Here is a 4529-nt window from a genome sequence, read left to right on the forward strand (position 1 = left end):
GCCCGCGCCGGACGCCGATGCCGATCCGCCCGCGGCCCAGGCCGCCCCGCTCGTCAGCGCGCCCGGCAGCGCGCAGATGAGCTGGCAAGGCGCGCAGCAACTGAAGGTCGGCGACACGTTCACGCTGCAGCTGTCGATGCAGTCCGCGCGCCCGGTCACCAGCGTGCCAGTCGCGATCACGTTCGACGACAAGGTCTTCGAGGCGGGCGGCGTGGTCGAGGGGGGGTTCCTGCGACAGGGCGGCGCGCAGACCAGCTTCACCAGCAAGGTCGATGGCGCGGGCCAGCTGCTCATCACCGGCACGCGCACCGACAGCAGCGGCGCCAGCGGCAGCGGCAACTTCGCCAGCATCAACTTCCGCGCGCTGGCCCCGACCAATGCATCGGCCATCCAGCTGCTCACCACCGCGCCGGTGGGGCTCAAGGGCAGCGCGATCTCCGCGCGCGCACCGGCGCCGCATGTGGTGCAGGTACAGCCGTGAAAGCGCCGGCCAACGCCCGCCCGAGCCCGCCGCCGCGCGGCGCGGCGTCTGCGCGCGGCTTCACGCTGATCGAGTTGCTGGTCACGCTGGCGATTCTGGGCGTGCTGGCCACCATCGCGCTGCCGCTGGCGCAGGTGAGCGTGCAGCGCGCCAAGGAGCAGGAGCTGCGGCGCGCGCTGCGCGATATCCGCACCGCCATCGACGCGTACAAGCGCGCCAGCGACGAAGGCCGCATCCCGAAGATGGCGGGGACCACGGGATACCCGAAGAACCTGGAGATCCTGGCCGAGGGCGTGCTCGACCAGCGCAGCCCGACCCGCAGCAAGATGTACTTCCTGCGCAGGGTGCCGCGCGACCCGCTGGCGGCAGACACGTCCGGCCCGGAATCCGCGGCCTGGGGCAAGCGCAGCTATGCGAGCGAGCCCGACGCGCCGCAGGAAGGCGACGACATCTACGACGTCTACACCCGCTCGGGCCAGACCGGCCTGAACGGCGTGCCTTACAGGAAATGGTGACGAACGATGGACGCGCGGCCGCTGCTTTTCCCCCGCCTACCCTGCCCGCGCCTCGCTCGCCCTGCCCGCGGCTTCACGCTGGTGGAGCTGCTGGTGGTGCTGGCCATCGTCGCGCTGCTGCTGACGCTGGCGGTGCCGCGCTACTTCCACAGCATCGACATCGCGCGCGAGACGGTGCTCGTCGATAACCTGGCGACCGCGCGCGCCACCATCGACAAGTTCTATGGCGACACGGGGCGGTATCCGGAATCGCTCGAGGAACTGGTCGAGAAAAAATACCTCCGCACGCTGCCGTTCGACCCAGTCGCCAGGAGCAGCAGCGGATGGACCATCGTGCCGCCGGAAGATGCCAGCAAGGGCCGCGTCTACGACCTGCGCAGCAGCGCGCCCGGCAGCGGCGCCGGCAACGTGCCCTTCTCCCAGCGCTAGCCATGGCGGCCCGGCACTTCAGGCAAGCCAGGAACGCCAGGCGCGCACGCGGCTTCGGCTATATTGGGCTGATCCTGATGGTCGCCGTGATCGGCGTCGCCGGGGCGGCCACGCTGCAGCTCGGCGCGGTGGCGCAGCGCCGCGCCGCCGAGGAGGAACTGCTGTCGATCGGCACCGAGTTCCGCGAGGCCTTCATCAGCTACGCCAATGCGACTCCGCCTGGCCAGCCGCGCACGCCGCCGAGCCTGCAGGCGCTGCTGAAGGACCCGCGCTATCCGACGCCGCGCCGCCACCTGCGCAAGCTCTATGTGGACCCGCTGACGGGCGAGGAGGCCTGGGGCATGGTGCAGGCGGTGCCGGGGCCCGGCATCATGGGCGTCTACAGCCTGGCGACCGGCCGGCCGATCAAGATCGGCAACTTCGAGCTGCGCTTCCAGGATTTCGAAGGCAAGGCGTCGTACCAGGAATGGAAATTCATGGTGCCGCCCGAGGCCATCGCACCCGCGGCCGCCGCCGTTCGCGGCGCCGTGGCGCCGCAGCCCCCGCGCTTCTGAGGTCGGGCCGATGCCTGCCGCAGCCGCCGTCTTGGCGAGGCGCAGCGTACGTCCACGCCCGCGCCCGCGGTCACTGCGCCGCGGTCATTGCGCGACGGCAGGCTGCGCCACGCCGAGCCCCGGCGCGACATCTGGAGCGCCCGGCGGCGCAAGCAGGTCTTCCAGGAAGAAGGCCGCCAGGTGGTGGCGCCCGTCGAGGCCGGCCTTCGCATAGATATTGGTCGCGTGCTGCCTGACGGTCTTGCTGCGGCTCTCGCGCACGGCGGCGATCTCGTCGAGGGTCAGGCCCTTGATCAGCAGCAGGGCGATGTCCTTCTCCGCCTGCGTGAGCCGCCATTTCTCGAATTGCTCCTGTATCTGCTGCAGGAAATGATGCGTCGACTGGCGCGCCGGCTTGTCGCGCTCGGCGATCGCGCGGTCGTGCGCGCGCGAGAGCGTCTGCAACTCCAGCAGGCGATTGCCGGCACGTTGCCGGTCGCGGTAGAGCATGATCAATATCCACAGGAAGACCCCCGTGGCGACCGCCTCGGCGACGCAGTGCACGGCGCCGCCCGATTGGTAGAGCTGGGCCAGGTCCCACACCTGGTACACCGGGAAAAAGCCCAGCAGCGCCAGCAGCCGGGCCGACATGTGATCTCGATTCATCTGGCACCCTCCCCCCTCCGCGCGTCGCGGAGCTTCCCCCAAAACCGCTATGGCGACGGCACGGGTTCCGGTCGAATTATTGGCATTGCCGGGTCCGTGTTCGCATGACTGCCAGCAACTTCTGCGCACAGTCCACGTGGCGTCGATTCTACAGGGCATATAGCCGATAGGGTCATCGCGTAGTCAGGACGTTTGCCGGAAGCGAAAGTGCGTTGGAAAAAAGTAGATTGGGAACCGATGTCACTGCGTGCCGCACGCCAGGCGCATGACAGCGGCAACCCAACAGCGGTACAGGAGAGGCACAGATGGAATCCGGACAACGCGACGCCTCACCGGCATTGCAAGCCCTGGACGAGGCGCGCGACCGCGGGCACGACGCCACGCCACTGGTGCAGTCCATGCGCGCGGCGGAGGCCAGCACGCTCAGTCCCGCGTTGCTGGCACGGGCGTGCAGCGAAATCGCCGCGCGGGACCTCGCGCCGACGCTGGCCCGCGCAGCCGTGCTTGCGCTGGCGTGGCAAGCCGGCGACCGCCACCGGACCTCGGAAGCGCTGTGCCGGCTGCTGCTGGCGACAGGACTGCGGCTCCCGCTTTCCACGTTCAAGGCGGCGATCTACGAACTGGCGGACATCGGCCTGTTGCGACGCGTCTCGGTGAGCCGGCGCAATGTGTTGTCCCATCACTACGAGCCAAACGACCAGCCCGCACACGAGCATCTGTTCTGCGAACGGTGCCAGCGTATCGAAGATGTCCACGACGACGCGCTGCTCGACCTGCAGCGCCGCATGCTCGAAACGAAAGGCCTGCGGCCCGCGGCGGTCCGTGGCGCGTTGCTCGGCACCTGCCGGCAGTGCTCGGAGGGCAACGCGCCAGCGCCGGAACCGGTGGCGGCCGAGGGCGCCTGACTGCAAAACCGGCGGGCGCAGAAAATAAGAAGGAAGGCGGAAAGGAAAGCGGGACGGAAGGCAGGAAGGGAGACGGCAGCGCAGCCCGCGGGACTACAGCCGCGGTCGCTGCCCGGGAAACACTGGCCCGCCCTAGAGGACTCGAACCTCTGACCGCTCGCTTAGAAGGCGAGTGCTCTATCCAGCTGAGCTAAGGGCGGATCGCGGGACGCCGCGGCGATGCGCTGCCGGGCCCGGTGCGAAGGCCGGTATTCTACATCAGCCGCGCGCCGCGTCACATATGGCCAGGCGCCGCAATGCGCCGGAATGCATCACGAGGCCTGGGAGATCCGCATGCGTGGCGCTGCCGGCATCCCGGCGTGGCGGTCGGTCGGCTGCGTGGCGACACAGTTGCGCCCCATGTGCTTGGCGTCGTAGAGCGCATTGTCGGCCCGGCGCATGAGGTCGTCGGCGCCCTCGCCGGGCAGCCGCTCGGCCATGCCGATGCTGACCGTATAGGGAATCGCATCCGGCTCCGACGGACACGGCGTGGTGCGCACCAGGGTGTTCAGGCGCAGGCTGAGTGCGCGGCCCTGCTCGAGCGAGGTGTCAGGCATCACGATGCCGAACTCCTCCCCGCCCAGGCGGCCGGCGAAATCGCCGGCACGCAGCGTCTTGCGCAACAGGCCGCTGAAGTGGCGCAGCACGCTGTCGCCGGCCAGGTGCCCGTAGAGATCGTTGATCGCCTTGAAATGATCGAGGTCGATGAACGCGACCGCCAGCGGGCGCTGGTGCCGGTCAGCCTGCTGGCAGGCTTCTTCCAGCGCCGCCCAGTAGGGGCCGCGCGACAGCACGTCCGTCAAGTCGTCATAGCTGGCGCGGTGCTCGAGGCGGCGGCGCAGGCGGTCGTGGGCCATCAGCGCGAAACTGACCGACAGGCTGACGATGCCGAACGCCTGCAGGACGGTGAAGGTTTCCTGCGGCGCGCGCCTGGGCAGCAGCAGGCCGGCGGGCACCAGGG

7 protein-coding genes and 1 tRNA gene are annotated in these 4529 nt (G+C 69.5%); 5 read left to right on the forward strand and 3 right to left on the reverse strand.

All coding sequences use genetic code 11. From position 1 onward, the window contains the following. From AC1DO7_RS39645 to AC1DO7_RS39660, 4 genes are all read left to right on the forward strand, one after another. Positions 1-481: cohesin domain-containing protein (locus AC1DO7_RS39645; RefSeq protein ID WP_477117445.1), on the forward strand; the 481-nt coding region annotated here is incomplete at its 5' end. Continuing rightward, a complete protein-coding gene (locus AC1DO7_RS39650; protein WP_441618311.1) occupies positions 478-996 on the forward strand; it encodes a type II secretion system protein in 519 nt (172 codons plus the stop codon). The genes AC1DO7_RS39645 and AC1DO7_RS39650, both read left to right, overlap by 4 nt. Positions 997-1002: 6 nt before the next feature. Beyond that, positions 1003-1425, forward strand: a complete 423-nt coding sequence (locus tag AC1DO7_RS39655; RefSeq protein ID WP_441618309.1) for a type II secretion system protein — start codon at positions 1003-1005, stop codon at positions 1423-1425. 2 nt (positions 1426-1427) lie between these two features. After that, complete coding sequence (locus tag AC1DO7_RS39660) at positions 1428-1979, forward strand: type II secretion system protein (RefSeq protein WP_441618307.1); 552 nt, start codon at positions 1428-1430, stop codon at positions 1977-1979. A gap of 84 nt (positions 1980-2063) precedes the next feature. Here AC1DO7_RS39660 and AC1DO7_RS39665 read toward each other — a convergent pair whose 3' ends face one another. Then, positions 2064-2624 (reverse strand): helix-turn-helix transcriptional regulator, encoded by a 561-nt coding sequence (locus AC1DO7_RS39665; protein WP_441618305.1) that lies wholly within the window; start codon positions 2622-2624, stop codon positions 2064-2066. Positions 2625-2929: 305 nt separating this feature from the next. Here AC1DO7_RS39665 and AC1DO7_RS39670 point away from each other — a divergent pair, with 305 nt between their 5' ends. Continuing rightward, a complete protein-coding gene (locus AC1DO7_RS39670) occupies positions 2930-3529 on the forward strand; it encodes a Fur family transcriptional regulator (RefSeq protein ID WP_441618303.1) in 600 nt (199 codons plus the stop codon). Positions 3530-3652: 123 nt separating this feature from the next. Here AC1DO7_RS39670 and AC1DO7_RS39675 read toward each other — a convergent pair. Next, positions 3653-3729, reverse strand: a tRNA-Arg gene (locus AC1DO7_RS39675). Between the two features lie 111 nt (positions 3730-3840). Beyond that, on the reverse strand, positions 3841-4529 hold a 689-nt coding region (locus tag AC1DO7_RS39680; protein ID WP_477117446.1), incomplete at its 5' end, for a GGDEF domain-containing protein.

This window comes from Cupriavidus sp. 05N40 (assembly GCF_056397305.1).